At 67.3% G+C, this 14621-nt stretch carries 17 protein-coding genes and 1 pseudogene; 11 read left to right on the top strand and 7 right to left on the bottom strand.

Annotated features, from left to right (window positions below):
* Window positions 1–30: 30 nt before the first annotated feature.
* The 5 genes from CLV29_RS11410 to CLV29_RS11430 all read left to right on the top strand — a co-directional run bounded on the left by CLV29_RS11410 (window position 31) and on the right by CLV29_RS11430 (window position 2929).
* Entirely contained in the window at window positions 31–660 is a 630-nt protein-coding gene (locus CLV29_RS11410) for a hypothetical protein (protein ID WP_133755230.1), read from the top strand.
* On the top strand, window positions 660–965 hold the full coding sequence (locus CLV29_RS11415) for a hypothetical protein (RefSeq protein WP_133755231.1): 306 nt from the start codon (window positions 660–662) through the stop codon (window positions 963–965). The genes CLV29_RS11410 and CLV29_RS11415 overlap by 1 nt, the downstream gene beginning before the upstream one ends.
* The gene (locus tag CLV29_RS11420; RefSeq protein ID WP_133755232.1) at window positions 958–1374 is read left to right on the top strand and encodes a hypothetical protein; all 417 of its coding nucleotides are present in this window, start codon (window positions 958–960) and stop codon (window positions 1372–1374) included. The genes CLV29_RS11415 and CLV29_RS11420 overlap by 8 nt, the downstream gene beginning before the upstream one ends.
* 107 nt (window positions 1375–1481) lie before the next feature.
* Window positions 1482–2393: a phage major capsid protein gene (locus tag CLV29_RS11425; RefSeq protein ID WP_243831903.1), complete on the top strand. Its 912-nt coding sequence runs from the start codon at window positions 1482–1484 to the stop codon at window positions 2391–2393.
* Window positions 2394–2530: 137 nt separating this feature from the next.
* Window positions 2531–2929, top strand: coding sequence for a hypothetical protein (locus CLV29_RS11430; protein ID WP_133755233.1), 399 nt, complete (start codon window positions 2531–2533; stop codon window positions 2927–2929).
* Window positions 2930–3039: 110 nt separating this feature from the next.
* Here the strand turns inward: CLV29_RS11430 and CLV29_RS11435 are convergent, their stop codons facing one another.
* The 4 genes from CLV29_RS11435 to CLV29_RS11450 all read right to left on the bottom strand — a co-directional run bounded on the left by CLV29_RS11435 (window position 3040) and on the right by CLV29_RS11450 (window position 6410).
* Window positions 3040–3513: a hypothetical protein gene (locus CLV29_RS11435; RefSeq protein ID WP_166649243.1), complete on the bottom strand. Its 474-nt coding sequence runs from the start codon at window positions 3511–3513 to the stop codon at window positions 3040–3042.
* 125 nt (window positions 3514–3638) lie between these two features.
* A complete protein-coding gene (locus CLV29_RS11440; RefSeq protein WP_166649244.1) occupies window positions 3639–4016 on the bottom strand; it encodes a DUF6907 domain-containing protein in 378 nt (125 codons plus the stop codon).
* A gap of 73 nt (window positions 4017–4089) precedes the next feature.
* Complete coding sequence (locus CLV29_RS11445) at window positions 4090–4827, bottom strand: aspartate/glutamate racemase family protein (RefSeq protein ID WP_243831904.1); 738 nt, start codon at window positions 4825–4827, stop codon at window positions 4090–4092.
* On the bottom strand, window positions 4824–6410 hold the full coding sequence (locus CLV29_RS11450; RefSeq protein WP_133755236.1) for an NCS1 family nucleobase:cation symporter-1: 1587 nt from the start codon (window positions 6408–6410) through the stop codon (window positions 4824–4826). The genes CLV29_RS11445 and CLV29_RS11450 overlap by 4 nt, the downstream gene beginning before the upstream one ends.
* Before the next feature lie 138 nt (window positions 6411–6548).
* Between CLV29_RS11450 and CLV29_RS11455 the strand changes: the two genes are divergently transcribed.
* Both CLV29_RS11455 and CLV29_RS11460 read left to right on the top strand, forming a co-directional pair.
* On the top strand, window positions 6549–7166 hold the full coding sequence (locus tag CLV29_RS11455; RefSeq protein WP_133755237.1) for a helix-turn-helix domain-containing protein: 618 nt from the start codon (window positions 6549–6551) through the stop codon (window positions 7164–7166).
* Window positions 7163–7846 carry an IMPACT family protein gene (locus CLV29_RS11460; RefSeq protein ID WP_133755238.1) on the top strand — a complete coding sequence of 228 codons (684 nt, stop codon included), beginning with the start codon at window positions 7163–7165 and terminating at the stop codon, window positions 7844–7846. Before CLV29_RS11455 ends, CLV29_RS11460 begins: the two co-directional genes overlap by 4 nt.
* 90 nt (window positions 7847–7936) lie before the next feature.
* On the opposite strand, the gene CLV29_RS11465 is transcribed toward CLV29_RS11460, so the two are convergent.
* Together CLV29_RS11465 and CLV29_RS11470 are read right to left on the bottom strand one after the other, a co-directional pair.
* Entirely contained in the window at window positions 7937–8845 is a 909-nt protein-coding gene (locus CLV29_RS11465) for a CE1 family esterase (RefSeq protein WP_133755239.1), read from the bottom strand.
* Window positions 8827–10068: a glutamate--cysteine ligase gene (locus tag CLV29_RS11470; protein WP_133755240.1), complete on the bottom strand. Its 1242-nt coding sequence runs from the start codon at window positions 10066–10068 to the stop codon at window positions 8827–8829. Before CLV29_RS11470 ends, CLV29_RS11465 begins: the two co-directional genes overlap by 19 nt.
* A gap of 78 nt (window positions 10069–10146) precedes the next feature.
* On the opposite strand from CLV29_RS11470, the gene CLV29_RS11475 reads away from it, so the two are divergent.
* The 4 genes and pseudogenes from CLV29_RS11475 (at window position 10147) to CLV29_RS16515 (ending at window position 13389) form a co-directional block, all read left to right on the top strand.
* Window positions 10147–11550, top strand: a complete 1404-nt coding sequence (locus CLV29_RS11475) for a serine hydrolase domain-containing protein (RefSeq protein WP_133755241.1) — start codon at window positions 10147–10149, stop codon at window positions 11548–11550.
* 160 nt (window positions 11551–11710) lie between these two features.
* Entirely contained in the window at window positions 11711–11908 is a 198-nt protein-coding gene (locus CLV29_RS11480) for a DUF7455 domain-containing protein (RefSeq protein ID WP_133755242.1), read from the top strand.
* Window positions 11909–12361: 453 nt separating this feature from the next.
* Window positions 12362–12730: pseudogene (locus tag CLV29_RS16510) on the top strand (phosphatase PAP2 family protein); the annotation flags it as partial.
* 68 nt (window positions 12731–12798) lie between these two features.
* Window positions 12799–13389: a diacylglycerol/lipid kinase family protein gene (locus CLV29_RS16515; RefSeq protein ID WP_208292930.1), complete on the top strand. Its 591-nt coding sequence runs from the start codon at window positions 12799–12801 to the stop codon at window positions 13387–13389.
* Window positions 13390–13815: 426 nt separating this feature from the next.
* On the opposite strand, the gene CLV29_RS11490 is transcribed toward CLV29_RS16515, so the two are convergent.
* On the bottom strand, window positions 13816–14397 hold the full coding sequence (locus CLV29_RS11490) for a phosphatase PAP2 family protein (protein WP_133755243.1): 582 nt from the start codon (window positions 14395–14397) through the stop codon (window positions 13816–13818).
* Window positions 14398–14621: the final 224 nt, after the last annotated feature.

Consider the following 14621-nt stretch of genomic DNA (forward strand, 5'->3'; position numbering starts at 1 on the left):
GGCCCTGCGGGCAGAACGTGAGGCAACGGCATGACCGTCGCCACCCGCCCCGAGATCCCGTTGCAGGTCATCACACCCGCTGATGTGCGTGCATCCATCCGTCGTGCTCGGCAGGGCTTGGAGAGAGCCGCCGAAGAGATCGTCTGGCAGATCGAGATGGAGGCGTGGCGCACCCTCGGTTACTCGTCTTGGGGTGCGATGCGTGAAGCGGAGTATGGCGGGGCTGCGTTCATGGTGCCGTCCAAGAGTCGACGGGAATTGGTGGCGCGCATTCGCGCCGCTGGCATCACCCAGCAGGAAGTGGCAGCGACCGCTGGTGTGAACGTCCGCACCATCAAGCGCGATGAGCGATCTAGCACTGAGGGGACAAATGTCCCCTCAGACTCCGATGAAGACATCGTTGATGCCGAACTTGTAGAAGACGACGACTCGTCGACCTACATCGACCGCGCCACTGGCGAGGTGTTCGACACCCCTCAAAAAGCAACGGACCCAGCGCCCGCTGAGCCCGTCAACGCCATCACATGCCCGACATGTGAGCCACCACCGTGCCTGCAATGCCTCAGACCGCTCCACAGCAACCTGACCCGCCAGCGCGGCCTGTGCGCCGCCTGCTGGGCACTCAGAGACCTACCCACACCTGATGAAAGGAAACCATGATGCACATTCCCGAACCCGAGAACGTGCCCGGCGACATTGTTGGACACACAGACGGATGCACCCGTGAGCATTACATGTACCTCAACAACCGGGTGAACACCATCGGTCCCATCACCATCGCCGGCCAGCCTGTTTACGGCCCCGATGGTGAATGGTTGGGAATGACCCCCAACCGGACCGAGCCGTGCCATTACGGCACCAGCTTCGTCACCCGCGCCCAACTCGAAAAGGTTGGGCTCACCGCTGCTGACGTGCCGAACCTGCGCGTCATCGACACCACCGGAAGGACACCCAGCAATGACTGACAACACCACGAACGAGCTCGACACCACCCCCGACACCGACGGGCAGGAGCCGGCGTCGAAGAAGGACCGGCAGGAAGCGAAGTACCGGGCACAGCTGCGCGACACCGAAGCCGAACGAGACCGGCTCGCCGCCCGGCTCGAAACGATGCAACGCAACCAGGTCGAACAGATCGCCGCCGACACGCTCGCCACACCCGCCGGGCTGTGGGCATCCGGTGTCACCCTCGACGACCTCACCGACACCGACGGCGACATCGACCGCGCCAAGGTCGACACCGCCGTCAAAGCGGCAGCCGAAACGCTGGGATTGCGCACCAAACCGGCCGGGAACTATTCACCCCTCGAAGGGCTCACCCCAGAAAAGCCGAAACTGAACGATTTCAGTAACGCGTTCGCACCTCAAAGCTAGGTAATTGTCGGTCCGGTCCGGTATCCTGATTAACGAATTCGGGATGCCGGGCCGGGTGCCCTCCCTGACATTCACGCAGCCCCGTAATGGGGCAGCCGGTAAGGCTGGTGGCCGCACCGGAACAAACACACCTGTTCCCCGTTGCGCCCAACAATGCGGCGCACCATCCGAAAGGCCCACCAATGGCTACCGAAACCACTGTTACCTCCGCGACCGCCTGGTCACCTGATGTGTCCGTGTTCGCAGCATCCGAAGTGCTGCCCGACGCGCTGATCCTCCGCACCGCCACCGTCGCCGGCAGCGTCGAAGGAGACGCCCCGGTCGTCCGCGTCGCCTGGGTCGACGACGCCGACGCCGAGTTCACCGCCGAAGGAGCGGCCATCCCGGAGTCCGACCCCACCCTGTCGGAAACACTGATCCCGACCGGGAAGATTTCCCAACTGCTGCGGCTGTCACGCGAGCAGTGGCAGCAGCCCGGCACCTCGACCGAACTGTCGGCGTCCGTGCAGCGCGCTGTGACCCGCCGAGCCAACGAGGCCTACCTGACCCAGGCCGCGCCGACTGCGCCCGCCATCGGCCCCGCACCGGGCTTGCTGAACGTCGCCGGCACTGTCGACGGTGAACCGGTCGACGCGAACCTCGACGCACTGGTCGACCTCGTGGCGCAGCTGGAGGCGAACAACGCCACCCCGACGCACATCCTGATTGACCCGGCCGGATGGGCTGCGCTGCGGAAGTTCAAGACGGCTACCGGATCGGCGCAAACGCTGCTTGGCGCGGGGACTGCCGACGCTGAACGGCGTCTGCTCGACCTGCCCGTGATCACCAGCCCGGCGATGCCCGCCAAAACCGGACTCGTGATCGACAAGGCCGCTGTGGTCGCCGCTGCCGGACCCGTCCGCGTCGCACAGTCCGAGCACGCCTACTTCGACAGTGACAGCGTGGCGCTGCGCTGCACCTGGCGTGTCGGGCAGAACGTCGTCCACCCCGACCGGATCGGCACCTTCACCGTCGCCTGACCCGGCCCCACAAACACGGCACACCATCGGCCCTCAAAATCAGAGTGGGCACGCCGACAGCGTGTGTCGTCCGGCCCGGACCCCATCCTTAGCCCGTGGGGTCCGGGCCACCCCCAACCCGAACAGGGAGACCACCAGTGCTCATCACCCCCGCCGACATCGCACCATTCGCCACCATCGACCCGACCAAACTCGCCGCGATGATCGACGACGCCGAAGCGATGGCACACCGGCTCGCGCCCTGCCTCACCACCACCACAGACCCGACCGTGCTCGCCGCAGCCAAAGCCATCGTGCGCGGCGCAATCCTGCGATGGAACGACGCCGGCACCGGAGCAATCACCCAGGAAACTCACGGCCCATTCGCCCGCACCATCGACAACACCGTCGTCCGTCGCGGCATGTTCTGGCCCTCGGAGATAGCCGACCTGCAAGGGCTGTGCCGCACCACCAGCACCAGCGGCGCGTTCACCATCGACACCCTGCCATTCCGCCCGGCACCGACCGTGCACCCGTTCCTCACCGACACCGAATGACCCCGGGCCAGTATCCCGCTCCCACACACTGCGGCCACTTCTCGGCTTAGAGCCGCCGATATAGAGCAGCCCAAATTTCCGCAGGCACCCCAGGGGAAGGACTCCGCTGTTCAAACCCCAAAGGCCATTTCTCGGCTTAGAGCCGATACCCCCGTGAGGTACCCCCCGGGGGTGCTGGTCGGCGTTCCTGGTGCCTGGGTCAGGTGGTGAGTGTGACGGGCACTTTCGGTTTGTGTGTCACGGCCGTCGACATTGACGTAAGCCAGTAACGATGGATTCGGGCCAAGTTGGTCGAACTCCGCGACCGGGAACGGTGCGAGGACTTCGGTCTGCGATCGGGTTGGTTCGATGTCACGCCAGTTCTGTTGATTGGGTGACGCGTGGTCGAACACGAAGTAGGCGATGCGTTCAGCGTCGAGGTACTTGATGCCGTACTGAAAGGACCGTGTTCCGTCCTGGCTGCTGGCGAATACCCCGAACAGCAAGGTGCCAGCGCTGATGTCGAGGTTGTCGAACTGGAATCGGATCATGAGCGAGTCGTTCGCAGTGATCAGCGCGACGTCTCGGAGGCGTGGTGTTGTCATGCGGAAAAAACGCTACTTGCCAGGACCGCCCGGTTGAGAGCTGCCGGTGGTGGCGGGCAGGTGTGACCGTTGCGTCATTTGCCCGTTACTGTCCGAACAGCGCGATGAGCGCATGGGGCCGCTTGTCAGTGGGCACCGCCAATCTCCGACGTGGATCGCATGAGGCCGGCCGCGAGTTCGATTGCCTGCCCGTAGGTGAGCAGGCCGACGAGTGTCTGTTGATCGGCTCCGATGCCGGCGGAGTAGCTGACCTCGATCAGCGGGGCGTCGTCGCCGGGCAGGAGTGTGGTGGTGACGGTGAGGGTGCTGTCTACCGCTGTGACGGTGGATTGGTGGCCGGCGTGAGATTCTGTGACCTGGGTTCGGTGGTCGGTGGTGCACCAGGCCGGGCAGTGGACGGTGATGGGTTGAGCGGTCATGGTCTGCTTTCTGAGTCGGAGATATTGCGCCCCACAGCGCTCTGAGCGCTTCCGTGGAAACAGGGGCTCTCCGACGACATGCACAGCGCTCAGGTCATGAACACTGCGCGACTACCTCGACTGAGGTTCGAAGCACCGGCTGTGCCGAGGCCGCGGGTCAGGCCTTCGGTGGCGCGTACTCGCGCAGCCGGGAGGTACGGGTCCCCATCCGGACGAGCCCGAGCGCCATCCCGACCGAGGCCGCCACACCGTCGATCACCGGTACCCCGGTGGCCTCGGCGAGCGTCTGGCACAGATCGGTCATCCCGGCACAGCCGAGGACGATCACGTCGGCGCGATCCTCCCGCACCGCGGCGAGGGCGCTGTCGGTGATCACCGCCACGGCGTCGGCCTCGGCCTCCTCCAGCGCCAGCACCGGCACTTCGGTCGCCCGGAGACCGACGCAGGCGCGCTCGAAGCCGTAGCGCAGGACCAGATCCTCGGCCCGACCCAGGGTGCGGTCCAAGGTGGTGACCACCGAGAAGTGACGACCTACCAGGGTGGCGGCATGCATCGCGGCCTCGGCGATCCCCAGCACCGGCGCACCGGTCGTCTCCCGAGCCGCATCCAGGCCCGGGTCACCGAAACAGGCGATCACATGGGCATCCGGTGACGGTCCGGACGCCCGTTCGGCCTCACCGATCGCCTCCACCACGGCCTGGGCGGCCAGGATCTCCTCGGTGTGCGACTCGATGCTCGACGGCCCCTTCGACGGGCAGACCGCGGTGATCGACACCCCGGGTCCGGCGACCAGTTGGCCGGTGGCCCGGATCTTCTCGGTCATCGGCACCGAGGTGTTCGGATTGATCAATTGGATCCGGATCGGATCGGCGCTCACCGTCGCAGGCTCGTTCACTCCTGCGAGGATACGGTGCCGTCGGAGACCCCGGCGCTCTGGCCGCTGAAGGTCGGAATCCGCGGACGGGCCTTCTCCAGCAGGGTGAATGCCACGAAACCGAGGCCGCAGCCGATGAACCAGGTGAAGTCCCCCAGCCAGGTGATGTTCAGCTCGCTGACACTGCTGATCAGCCGGGGCAGGGTGGCGATCAGGATCGTCGGCACACCGGCGATGATCATCGCCAGCACGGCATTCGGGTTGTAACCCTTGTCGTACCAGTAGGGAGCATCGGGATCGGAGGTGTAGAGCGCGTCGGTCAGCAACCGCTGCTTCGCCGCGACGTAGTAGCCGGCGATCAGGATGCCGAACAACGGACCGATCAGTGCTGCCAGGATGCCCAGCGAGTAGTGGATCGCCTGATCGTTGTTGTACCAGTTCCACGGTGTCAGCAGCACCGAACCGACGGCGGCGATCATGCCACCCATCCGCCAGCTGATCTTGTGCGGGGCGACATTGGAGAAGTCGAAGGCCGGGGCGATGAAGTTGGCGACGATGTTGATGCCGACGGTGGCGGTGACGAAGGTCAATCCACCGAGGATCACCGCGAACGGCGTACCGATCCTCTCCACGGTGTGGATCGGGTCGGTGATCAACTCGCCGAAGACCGGTACCGTCGCCGAGGCGGTGATCACGGTCAGCAAGGAGAAGAACAGGAAGTTGATCGGCAGCCCCCAGAAGTTGCCCTTCTTCACCGCCTCGAAGCTCTTGCCGTACCGGGCGAAGTCACCGAAGTTGAGCATCGGACCGGAGAAGTAGGAGACCACGATCCCGACCGCCGAGGCCATCACGCCGATCGAGCCCCAGAAGCCGAGCGAGGCATCACCGGCGGACAGGCTGAGCGAGATGTTGGAGATACCGGCCTCGGAGACCAGGTAGACCGCGAGGATGATCATCACCACGTAGACCGCGGGGCCGGCGAAGTCGATGAACCGACGGATCGCCTCCATCCCCTTCCAGAACACGGCCATCTGTGCGAGCCAGAGGATCGAGTAGGACAACCAGCCGAGCGCGGACAGGCCGAGGAAGGAGTACTCGGTCTCCCAGACCTGTGCCCAGTCGAAGAACTTCAGGAAGATGATGTTCAACGACGCGGCAGCCAGATAGGTCTGCACCCCGTACCAGGCGATGGCGATGATCCCGCGGATGATGGCCGGGATGTTCGCACCCTTGATCCCGAAGATCGCCCGGTTGACCACCGGGTACGGTACGCCGGTCTTCTGGCTCGGTTTGGCGACCAGGTTGGTGAACACCTGCACGATCACGATGCCGACGACCAGGGACACCAGCACCTGCCAGGACTGGATACCGAGGGCGAACAGGCTGCCGGCGGTGACGTAGCCGCCGACCGAGTGCACATCGGACATCCAGAAGGCGAAGATGTTGTAACTGCTCCATCGCTGCTTCCGCAGCGGGGCGAGGTCCTCATTGGCCAGTTCGGGGTCGTATCCGGGTTTGACGCACAGGTCGCCGACGGGTTCACCGGCGGCGGAGACGACCTGGGCGGTGGACATGGTGCCTGCGGGGGCTTGCTCGGTGGACATGGGCGTCCTTCCTGCTGGGGAGGCTGGGCAAGGCGACGTCGCCCTGCTGTTGAAGCTATGCCTTCACGTATGCGAGCGGGTTTCGTTGCAGTTACGGCTGTGTCACAGGTTCGTCGGCGCCGTCCTAAGCTGGGGTCCATGGTCGAGGTCACCACTGATCGGATCGCCCCTCCCACGCCTAATGTCGGCGAACGCCTGCGGGAGCTGCGACAGCAACGCGAACTCACCGTGCGGGCATTGGGCGAACGGCTCGGTATCTCCGCCTCCGCGGTCTCGCAGATCGAACGCGGGGTGATGCAGCCATCGGTCTCCCGGCTGATCGAGTTCGCCCAGGTGCTCGACGTCCCCCTGGCCTCGATGTTCGCCGACGAACGCTCCCCCAGCCTGGGCACCAGCCGACTGGCCGACCTGGCCTTCGCCGGCACCACCCTGACCCGGGCTGCGGAGACCCGGCCGATCACCCTCGACGGCGGGGTGAGCTTTCGCCGGCTGTCCCCCAGCCGGCTGCCCGGTCTGGACTTCTTCGAATCGACCTATCCGCCCGGTTCCACCGCCACCCCGGCCGACGAGCTCTTCCATCACGAGGGATTCGAGACCGGTACGGTCACCGCCGGTGAGTTGACCATCGAGTTCGACGACGAGGTGGTGGTGATGGCTGCCGGCGACTCGATCAGCTACCCCTGTCACCGATCCCATCGGCTCCGCAACGACGGTGATCGAGTCGCGGTCGCAGTCTGGTTGATCCTGCACCCGTGACCGCCGAACCGACCGGGCCGGACAGCTACCGGGTGATCGCCCGCCGGGCGAGTGCGGAGCTGGTCGAGCGCAAATCCCGGTTCCTGGCGACGGTACGCCGGGTGCAGACCGAGGAGGATGCCCGGGCGGTGATCGAGGAGTGCCGGCGCAATCACCGCGACGCCGGCCACCACTGCTCGGCCTTCGTCCTCGGTGCCCAGGCCGAGATCACCCGTACCTCCGATGACGGTGAACCCGCCGGGACCGCCGGGATGCCCATCCTGGAGACCATTCGCGGACACCGGCTGAGCGACCTCGTGGTCGTGGTCAGCCGCTGGTTCGGCGGGACGAAACTGGGGACGGGCGGGCTGGTTCGCGCCTACTCCGAGGCGACCGCCCGCGGCCTGTCGGTCGCCGGCAGCCGCTCACGGGTACGGGTCCGCAGCGCCGGTGTCGCCGTCGACTTCGAGCGACTGGGCCGGGTGGAGAACGAACTCCGGAGCCGTCCCGAGGCCCTGGCGGCAGGACTCGAGGTGGACGAGATCGATTACACCGGAGGTACGCCGACGATCAGGATCACCGCTCCGCTGCGCAACTGGGACGAGGCACTGGCAGTGCTCTTTGAGCTGCAACTGACCGCTGCACCGACCGGCGAGTCGTGGGCCGACCGGCCGATCGGGGGGCCGGCCGGGTCGCACTGAATCAACCGGCCTCGCGACCCGATCGGACCCGCGACCCGATCGATCCCGCAACCCGATCGGACCCGCAACCCGGTCGATCCCGCGATCCGATCACGGTTCGCGATGTGCGCTGAGGAATCCCCAGATGATCGTGGTGGCATCGACCTGCTGATCGGCCGGCGCTTGCGCACCGGACTGCTGACCACCGGGCCAGACATGACCACCGTCGGCGATCACGTACAACTCCACGTCGGCGTCGTCGTAGCAATCGCTCCAGCTGGTGTGGGCGACTCCACCGAGGTCGGTCTGCGAGACGTTGTGGCAGTCATTGCGCTCGACCCAACCGGTGACCCACTGGGTGGCCGAGACGTAGTTCTCGCCGTTGCGCTGCCCGCCGTCGAAGTTGATCACCTGGTCGTTCGTACCGTGGAAGGCGATCACCGGCATCGGCATGGCCCGGTCGCATCCGTCGAATGCCTGCTGGTAGTAGGCGCCGGAGACCGTCGCCACCGCCGTGAAGATGTCCGAACGCTGACAGGCGAGCAGCGAGGTCAACCCGCCACCGTTGGAGAAGCCGATCGCATTCACCTGCCGATCGTCGACGCAGAACTCCTCGCGTACCTGACGGACGATGTCGACGGCATAGGCGACATCGTCGACCTCCGGCGCATAGGGAGCACCCTGCCACGACGGCATCCCCTGGCTGAACTGTGCCTGGGCGAAGACCACCAGTGCGGGCAGCTCGGCGAGCCGGCTGATCGAGGCCATACCGGCGGCACTGCCACCTCGTCCGTGGAAGGCCAGGAGCAGCGGCAGCGGCTCGGTGTGCCCGACCTCGGGAACACTCAGCAGGTACTCGCGTTCGGCCCCGTCGATGACCACACTGCGGGTCGTGCGACCGGCCTGCACCGGACCCTCGCAGGTCTGCGCGACCTCGTCGCTGAACTGGGTCGGTGTGGTGCAGCCCAGCAGGCCGAGCCCCAGCAGGGCGATCACCGCACTCAGGAACCGCCGGACCATCGAGATTCCTGCCCGCGGGCCCCGGGCTCGCCGGCGGGCTCGGCCTCGAACTCCGATACGGGAAGCGCCCGGCCCCGCCGGAACTCCTCGACCACGCTCGCCACGACCGCCTCCATGGCGCTCGGCGCACCGGGTGAGCCTTGGCTGGGAACCGAGGCCGCCACCCGTCGCTGCCGTTGGTAGGAGGCCCCGTGGCGGATCAGGTCGGCCACCCCGGCCAGTTCGGCGCTGCAGTGCAGCTCTGCCGCGACCGGGGCGAGTTGATCCAGCAGCCGGGCCAGGGCATCGGTGACCAGCTCCTCGTTACCGGCCTCGTCGACGATCACGATCGCCTCCATGCCGTACCGGGCCGCCCGCCATTTGTTCTCCTGCAGGAACCAGGGGCTGATCCGCGGCAGGGTCTCACCGGCATCCAGCCGCCGGGACAACCACTCGACCAGGCAATGGGTCAGCGCGGTCAGTGCCGCCAACTCGGTGCGGTTGGTGATGCCGTCGAAGATCCGCATCTCGATGGTGCCGAACTTCAAGGAGGGACGGATGTCCCAGCGCACCTCGTCGAAGGAATCGATCACCCCGGTGTGCACCAGGTCGGCCACATAGCGTTCCAGCTTCGGCCAGCTGTCGATCTCGGTGAACGGCAGACCGGCGGTCGGCAGTTGCTGGAAGAGCAGGGCACGGTTGGAGGCGTAACTGGTGTCGCGGCCGTTCCAGTACGGGGAGGAACACGACAGCGCCAGCAGGTGCGGGTAGTAGGTCAGCATCGCGCCGATGATCGGCAGCACCTTGTCCCGGCTCTCGACCCCGACGTGGACGTGCACCCCGTAGATCATCATCTGCCGACCCCACCACTGCGTGCGGTCGATCAGGGTGCCGTAGCGCTCCTTGTTGGTGACCTTCTGGTGCGCCCAGTGGGCGAACGGATGGGTGCCGGCCGACATCAGTTCCACCCGCAAGGGATCGGTGACCTCGCGGACCGTCGCCACACTGCGGTCGAGATCGTCCATCGCCTCCCCGACATCGGAACAGACACCGGTCACCAGCTCCACGGTGTTCAACAACAACTCCTGGCGGATCGTCGGATGCGCCGAGCCGTCGGCCGGCGCCACGGCATCCAGGACCGTCTGCGCCACCTGCCGCAGGTCCCCGGAGTCGGCGTCGACCAGCGCCAGCTCCCATTCCACACCCAGCGACGAGCGGGCCGATTCTCCGAACTCGAGTTGCACGCGCCCATCCTGCCCGCTGGACACCGATTCCGACGACAGCTCGGCGACACCACCGGCAGCAACCCTAGGATCAGTCGGGTGAATGACACAGCTGCCGAACTGCTCGGACGGGTCGAGGCGCAGGCCACACGTTGGTTCGCCGAACGCCCCTCACCGGGGATGGCCTGGTCGCTCTTCCGTGACGGGGAGGTGATCGGCAGCGGGATGCTGGGCTCGGCGGTGCTCGGCGGCCCCGCGCCCACCGAGCGGACCGCCTTCCGGATCGCCTCCATCAGCAAGTCCTTCCTCAGCGCCACCGTGCTGGCCCTGCGCGACCGCGGTGAGCTGACGCTGGACACCCCGGTGACCGAGATCCTCGACTGGATCGACGGCTTCCGCCTGCCGCCCGGGGGTATGCCGCCGACCCTGCGGATGCTGCTGTCCATGTCGGGCGGGTTGACCACCGACGACCCCTGGGCCGACCGCCTGGAATCGATGACCACCGAGGAGTTCCGGGCGATGGTGAACCGGGGAGTCCTCTTCGGCACGGTCCCCGGTACCGCCTTCGCCTACTCCAATCTGGGGTACGCGCTGCTCGGGCAGGTGGTCGAGACGATCACCGGGCAGTCCGTACCCGAGGCCATCGGCGAAACACTGCTGCGCCCGCTGGGGCTGCAGCGGACAGGCTTCGACACCGGTGTCGGTGAACCCCTGGCCGTCGGTTACGCCTGGGCCAACGGTGGCTGGCAGCCACTGCCCTACACCGGCCCGGGGGCCTTCTCCGCGATCGGCGGCCTGTTCTCCACCACCGCCGATCTGGCCCGCTGGGCGGACTGGCTGAGTACCCCCTGGCAGCCGGGGAACGAGCCGCTGGACCCTTCGCCGTTGTCCGCTGCCTCCCGCCGTGAACTCGCCCAGGTGGCCCGTCCGATCGATCCCGACGACGAGGGTGTGCAGCGCGGATACGGACTCGGTCTGCGGATCGAGCAGACCGGTGGCGGGACGGTGATCAGCCACAGTGGCGGCTACCCGGGATGGTCGGCCCATCTGCGATTCCATCCGGCCTCGGGGCTGGGACTGGTGGCCCTGGCCAATGCCACGCACAGCTTCACCCACCGGTTCTGCACCGCCGCCCTGGCCGAGATCCTGCCGCAGGGGGCCCCGGTCGACCCCTGGCCGGAGACCACGGCAGCACAGACCCGGCTGATCGCGCTGTTGCGTACTCCGACCGGGTTCGCCGACGGATTGCGCGGCAACTGGGTCTCGGACAACCTGCTGCGGGACAGTTCCGGGGCACAGCGGCAGCGTGATCTGGACGCCGCACTGGCGATTCTGGACGGTTCGGTCGAGTCGGACCCGGTGAACGAACGGTCTTCGAACCCCTCACATCGGGAATGGGATCTGCCCGTCGGCCGGGGTCTGCTGCGCTGTCGGATCACCCTCAACCCGCTCGGGCAGTTGCAGGCACTGCAGACCGTACCGATCGTCCGCGGCCAGACCTGAGCCCCCGGGAAGTGAGGCACGCCACACTTCAGGTTTCGGATCTCGGTGGAATCGACCGCACACGGGGGTAGTCTCGAACCACGTCAGCCAGTGATCGCGCGGCGGGAATAGTCCCCGTCGGCAGGGCGTTGATCTGGCGAGAGTGAAGGAGGGCCCAGCCATGAATAACACGATCGTTGACGACGCCCTGACAGCCGCCGACCGGTGCGACCGGTGCGGCGCCCAAGCCTATGTACGCGTCACCCTCGAGGGCGGCGCGGAATTGTTCTTCTGTGCCCACCACAACAAGGCACATGAGGACAAGCTGAAGCAGGTCGCGCTGCGCATTCAGGACGAGACCGCACGGCTCAACGCCTGAGGCGGACCGGCGACGACGTCGGTTCCCGCAGACAGCGCGAAGGGCCCGATCCGATCGGATCGGGCCCTTCGCGCTGCCCTCTCCCCGTGTGCGCCCGAGCCGGCCCACCCGAGCCGTCCGGACCATGACTCAGCGCCTCCGCGCTCGGCCGGCCCGCTTCCAGTGCTAGAACTGGGTTGATGTCCCACTGATGCGCGGCTGCCGCGCATCGCCCCTTGCAGAATCGCCCGACAGACCGGACCTGGTATGGCACTGTTCACCCGCAGCAACCCCCCGGCGAAAGGCTGGTGGCGAACCCGCCGCTGGCGGGCCGTGCTCGCCCAGGTCGACGCTCTGGACACCGCGGTCTTCGATGCCGTGGCCGAGACCCGCAGCCCGCTGCTGGATGCCGCCATTCCCCGGCTGACCCGCTTGGCCGACCGCTCCGGAATCTGGCTGGGCATCTCCGCGGTGATGGCGCTGAGTGGTTCGGCCCGGGCACGACGCGCCGCCACCCGCGGGCTGGTCTCGGTGGCCATCACCAGTCTGCTGGCCAACCAGGTCTCCAAACGTCTGCACGGCCGCCCGCGCCCGCAGACCAGCGGCATCCCGATGCCGCGGCTGGCCCACCGGATCCCCAGCTCCACTTCCTTCCCCAGCGGCCATTCCGCCAGTGCGATGGCCTTCGCGGCCGGTGCCTCCACCGAATGGCCTGCGCTGTCGGTGCCCTTGCGCTCGCTGGCGGCGGCGGTCGGCTTCTCCCGGGTCGCCACCGGTGCCCACTACCCCTCCGATGTGGTGGCCGGTGCAGCCCTCGGTGAGACCGTGGCCTGGCTGACCACCAAGATCGTCGGCGTCCAGCGGATCGACCCGACCCGCGACGATCTCTCGGTCTGGCCGCGGCGGCCGCGATGCGAGCCGACGTCCCCTTGGCGGTACTGCCGGCCGGCACCTTCAATCATTTCGCCAGGGATCTGGGGATGTTCCCGCTCTCCAGGGCGATCGCGGCAATCCGTGCCGGGGCGCTGGCACGGGTCGATCTGGGTGAGGTCAACGGCGGCATCTTCGTCAACACCGCCAGCATCGGCGCCTACACCGACTTCGTCGAGATCCGGCAACGCTATGAGAAGCGGATCGGCAAACCCCTGGCGGCGCTGGTGGCCGGGGCCCGTACCCTCCACCGCGCGAAGGCGGTACGGCTGCGCATCCTCGATGCCGACGGGACCCACCTGGATGCCCGGTTCAGCCTGCTCTTCATCGGCAACGGTCGCTATGAGCCGAGCGGATTCGCACCGATGCACCGGGCAACCCTGGACGACGCACGCCTCGATCTGCGGATCCTCGGCGTCACCCGGCTGGCGTCACGGGCGAAGATCCTGCTGGACATGCTGACCGGGCAGGTGGCGCGCAACCGGCGCTACCAGCAGTATTCCGAGGCCGAGTTCGACATCGAACTCCCCGATGGGCCCTATGCCATCGCCCGCGACGGCGAGCTCGGCTAGCCGATCGACCGGCTGCGGGCACGAGTCCTGCCCCGGGCACTGCGGGTGATCGCCCCGGCGCGACCGCGTCACTGAGCCCGACCGGATCAGTGCCCCACCCCGGTGAGCGCGGCCGCGCTGCATGCTCCTCTCCCCCGAGGCGGCCCAACAGGTGGACTCCCGGTATGCAACCAACTCCAGCGCGTTCTTGCTTTCGCAGGTCGCCAGGTCGATCCCCCGGGTGCAACCAGTTCCGGGCACGTTCATGTTCTCGCCGCGGCTCGCCAGGTGGGTCCCGGTATGCAACCAGCTCCGGGGTTGCAACCAAACAAACGTCACACTCGATGAGAACCCGCGCACCAAGAGCCTGCGTTTGCGCGAAACACGCCTGCCGGCAGCTCATCGAGTGTGACGTTTGTTTGGTGGAACCCCGACCACCATCATCCATCAGCGGCGGCGCGTCCCGCTCCCGACTGCCGCCCGCGGTCCCGGCGCCCAGCACAGGCTGAGCCCTCGCAGCAGCCCCAGCCAGACCAGGCCGAGAGCACAACCGGCCAGCACATCGCTGACGTTGTCCACGACCAACAGCACCCGGGCAAGACAGACCAGCACCACCAGGACGGCGGCGAGCAGTCCGAACAGGATCCGGCCCCGCCGGTGCAGGTGAGCGCCCAGTGCCAGCACCGCGACCACCGCTGCGACGGTGATCGCGAAGGCATGACCGGAGGGGTAGGAGGTCTGCGTCACCGGCACCAGCGCCGCCAACGGTCGGGGCCGCTGCACCACCGCCTTCACCGCCAGCGGCACCAATCCACCGGCCAGCACCGCGACCACCAGCCACGGCACTCCCACCCACGAGGGCCGGCCCCGTTCCCGCAGCAACCACCACAATCCCCAGGCGGCCGCCAGCAGCCGCCAGGCCCACGGGCCCAGCACCATCGAGAGCACCCACCACAACGGTGTCCACCAGACCAGCTGCGGTCCGGTGGCAGCGGCCCAGGCCGCCACGGCGGCATCGGTCTGCAGCACCGGCGCGAACCCGAACCCACCGCCACCGTGAGGGCCACGAACAGGATCAGGCCACCGACGGCGAACAGCGCCAGGCCCCGGTCGTACCACTGACCCCGGTCGTGGGCCTGACCCCGGTCGGGGCCAGCATTCATCGCATCCCCCGGTTTCGGTCTGTCACGGCGTGAGCCCCGGATCCTGGGGCCGGCGATCCGGAGGCCTGCGACAACGACATGGGCCCGACC

Origin of the sequence: Naumannella halotolerans, from assembly GCF_004364645.1 — a bacterium.
Taxonomy (GTDB): domain Bacteria; phylum Actinomycetota; class Actinomycetes; order Propionibacteriales; family Propionibacteriaceae; genus Naumannella; species Naumannella halotolerans.

Coding starts and splice junctions, on each gene's coding strand:
- CLV29_RS11465 (WP_133755239.1), bottom strand. CDS start 8,845: ATGGTCCGGCGGTTCCTGAGTGCGGTGATCGCCCTGCTGGGGCTCGGC.
- CLV29_RS11480 (WP_133755242.1), top strand. CDS start 11,711: ATGAATAACACGATCGTTGACGACGCCCTGACAGCCGCCGACCGGTGC.
- CLV29_RS11435 (WP_166649243.1), bottom strand. CDS start 3,513: ATGACAACACCACGCCTCCGAGACGTCGCGCTGATCACTGCGAACGAC.
- CLV29_RS11410 (WP_133755230.1), top strand. CDS start 31: ATGACCGTCGCCACCCGCCCCGAGATCCCGTTGCAGGTCATCACACCC.
- CLV29_RS11415 (WP_133755231.1), top strand. CDS start 660: ATGCACATTCCCGAACCCGAGAACGTGCCCGGCGACATTGTTGGACAC.
- CLV29_RS11455 (WP_133755237.1), top strand. CDS start 6,549: ATGGTCGAGGTCACCACTGATCGGATCGCCCCTCCCACGCCTAATGTC.
- CLV29_RS11420 (WP_133755232.1), top strand. CDS start 958: ATGACTGACAACACCACGAACGAGCTCGACACCACCCCCGACACCGAC.
- CLV29_RS11450 (WP_133755236.1), bottom strand. CDS start 6,410: ATGTCCACCGAGCAAGCCCCCGCAGGCACCATGTCCACCGCCCAGGTC.
- CLV29_RS16515 (WP_208292930.1), top strand. CDS start 12,799: ATGCGAGCCGACGTCCCCTTGGCGGTACTGCCGGCCGGCACCTTCAAT.